At 40.8% G+C, this 3,157-nt stretch carries 2 protein-coding genes and 1 pseudogene; 2 read left to right on the forward strand and 1 reads right to left on the reverse strand.

The window, feature by feature from the left end; genetic code table 11:
• Window positions 1–280, forward strand: a pseudogene (locus AC4GME_RS18340) (IS3 family transposase); the annotation flags it as partial.
• A complete protein-coding gene (locus tag AC4GME_RS18345) occupies window positions 280–1,326 on the forward strand; it encodes an IS3 family transposase (protein WP_490379995.1) in 1,047 nt (348 codons plus the stop codon). The pseudogene AC4GME_RS18340 and the gene AC4GME_RS18345, both read left to right, overlap by 1 nt.
• 764 nt (window positions 1,327–2,090) lie before the next feature.
• On the opposite strand, the gene AC4GME_RS18350 is transcribed toward AC4GME_RS18345, so the two are convergent.
• On the reverse strand, window positions 2,091–3,157 hold a 1,067-nt coding region (locus tag AC4GME_RS18350; RefSeq protein ID WP_490379996.1), incomplete at its 5' end, for a hypothetical protein.

Here is a 3,157-nt window from a genome sequence, read left to right on the forward strand (position 1 = left end):
AGGCCCGGTAACGGGGTCAGAGTTAACAGTATATTGTCGTAAAAATGGTTATTATCCGGAGCAGATTAAAGCCTGGAAAGATGAATTTGTACAAGGTGTAAAAACCAAAAAAGTAAGCAATAAAGCCTGTATTAAAGAAACTCAGGCAGATGAAAAAGAAATTAAATCTCTAAAAAAAGAACTGAGACGTAAGGAAAAAGCACTCGCTGAAACCGCCGCTTTATTGGTGTTAAGAAAAAAGTTCAATGCTCTCTACGGTCTAGAAGAAGAGGAGAGCTAATGCCATTACTTGAGCGTAGGAAGTTAATTTCACTGATTAATAATGCTTTTACAGCAGGAGCAAGAAAGAAGCTTGCTTGTCATGAAGTTGGCCTAAGTCTTAGAACTTACCGCCGTTGGACAACAAACGGTGCAATGATGGTTGGGGACAAGCGTCCAGAAGCAGATAAACCGGAGCCTAAGAATAAATTGACTCAGGCTGAACGGGAATCGATTATGGATGTTTGTAGTAGAGCTAAATATGCAAGTTTACCCCCGTTGCAAATTGTTCCATCACTGTTAGATGATGGTGTGTATATTGCCTCGGTATCAACGTTTTATAGAACGCTAAAACAGGTTGGTCAGTTAGCTCATAAAGGACGCAGTAGAGTCCGTAAAAAAGTTGGTAAACCAACGACTTACACGGCCAGTAAAGCGAATGAAGTTTGGTCGTGGGATATAACTTATTGCAACTCAAAAGTACGTGGTGAATATTATTATCTGTATATGATCGAAGATATTTATAGTCGAAAAATAGTCGGTTATGAGGTGCATGAAAATGAGTGCGGAATCAAAGCGGGTGAGCTGCTTGAACGAACATGTTGGCGTGAAAAAACGGGCCGTTCGCCGTTAGTTTTACACTCTGATAATGGAGCACCAATGAAAGCAGTTACGATGAAAGTTAAAATGGAAGGGCTTGGCGTTACTCCATCATATAACAGACCGAGAGTGAGTAATGATAATCCATTTTCTGAATCTACATTTAGGACACTAAAATACAGGCCTGATTGGCCATCTCATGGGTTTAATGACTTAAGTGAAGTGCGAGATTGGGTTCAGGGCTTTGTAAATTGGTACAACACTGAGCATAAGCACAGCCGAATCAAGTTCGCTACACCTAGCGAACGGCACGATGGTTTAGATACAGAAGTCTTAAAGAAAAGAACAAGGATATTGCTAGATGCTCGGGCTGAAAATCCATTGCGTTGGTCTGGAGATATTCAAGATTGTAACGCGATTGGAGCTGTGACATTAAATCCAGATAAGCCGATAAAAGAAGCTGCATAAAAATTAGCTAATGTGTGCCAACTGTCTTGAAAAACACCGATAGCTTGGTCCCTTTATTAACATGGTAAAAGGTTTGACTGTCCAGCTTTATTTCCGACATAAAAAAATAACAGCACGTTCAAGGAGTGGGTTGTAAACGAGATAGCGAGGATCAAGAAGCACAAGAAGAAGTTCAGTGACCTGGATGTGATGTACCTGGTGAAGAAAGTGACAGCGAAACGTCACAAGGCCACAATGGAACCGGGCATGGGGCGACGGTACAGGAACGAAACTAATAAAAAGTATGGTAACATTCTGTGCTCAGAATGCGGGAAACCCCTGAAGTCAGGAAGGAAATGCAAAAAAACGACCCAAGTCAGGAATGCTCCGAAAGGGAGAGGCGGGCCTCCGGTGGTCGTAGAGGTGAGAACGGGGGCTGAATCCGCATATCCCATACTAACGAAAATAGTGAGAACAACGGGAGGGTACAGCGAAAAGACTGTCGTGAAGAGCGGAGATGTCAGCAACATTAGGGCAATGTGGGAGAACAAGTGATAGTTCTCGGCTTCGCCGAAGGCGTTCAAAATTCTGTGTCAGCTTAAAAATGTCTTAGATATCGAGCACCTTAAAAATGGCAAAAAGGCAGGACATATATGGTCACTCCTCGTAATACAAGGTTAAATTGCTTTTTATCTTTTTAATTATCGTTATTGTGCAAAATAGCATGATAAAAAGGTTTGGCAGTCCAGTCTTATTGCAGTCTTATTCTGTACACTCCAATTGATTCATTTTTTAAACTTATTTTCCCTCAGCCATCTATGGTGGGCATTGATATACTTAGTGACATTAATACCTTGGGTTACAGTTTTCCGACCCTCGCATACATTAAGTTTTTTGTATTTTGTGGTCAGGTATTCATATTTGTAAAACAATTCATACGGGCAGCTCAAGGAAACTGCTCTATGGGCTTTGTCTCTTATCTTTTTGCCTTGCCCCATGTAGTAAGGTATTGGGGTTGGGAGTGGAATATGCTGCACTAACCAAATCAATTTACCATCGAAATTAGTTCCACAAGATGTTAAAAACCGCAACATAAGATCAGTGCCGATATCACGTACTGTAGTGGTCTTTCCTTTATTCGTGGAAAGACCCGCTCCATGACTCCCAACCATTGGGATTAACAAGCGTTCCTCACCATTTACATCTGCCCACAAATCTTTTGTAATCTTATTATCACATAATTCCCAGGCAGGGGGATCAAATGAGGGGAGGTTATTGCTTAAGAAATCAAGCCTGGGTACGTTGAGCATACGAAGAACACGGACTCGCTTTATATGCCTGTGAAGCGGAAAATGCAATTTGCGGGTAGTGTTTCCCATAAAAGGACCAGCTACCGGATCAAAAAGCCAGGCATTAAAAGATATTTTAGAATTACGTTTTAGTAATTCTGTTCTAATATCATTGAGGAGATCCACAGTACCTTCAGTATGGATACCTGACTTAAATCTTTGTTTCCACGTATTTTTAATTCTCCGTTCATACTGCTCCCTGTTTGTTACTTCGACTTTCTGAAAATTTTTAACTCGTGACAGGTCTCCAATTTTATATGGCCCTTTTAGTGAGTCTGATCCGTCTAGGAATGCAAAAATATCATTCAACAACATGATAATTGTAATTGATCCTCTGCTATGTCCGACCAAATTAATGATAATATCGTCCGGTGTTGTCTTAAGTAATGTATAGATTAGTTGTACAGCAAACCATGCATTCCTGTTCCAGCCTTTTCCTCCCCCAGACCGGTTAATTTTTAGACCACCACTGCCAGAAATGTAATTTTTGCCGATTTCATAGT

The organism is Psychromonas sp. (genome assembly GCF_983033635.1).

Coding starts and splice junctions, on each gene's coding strand:
- AC4GME_RS18345 (WP_490379995.1), top strand. CDS start 280: ATGCCATTACTTGAGCGTAGGAAGTTAATTTCACTGATTAATAATGCT.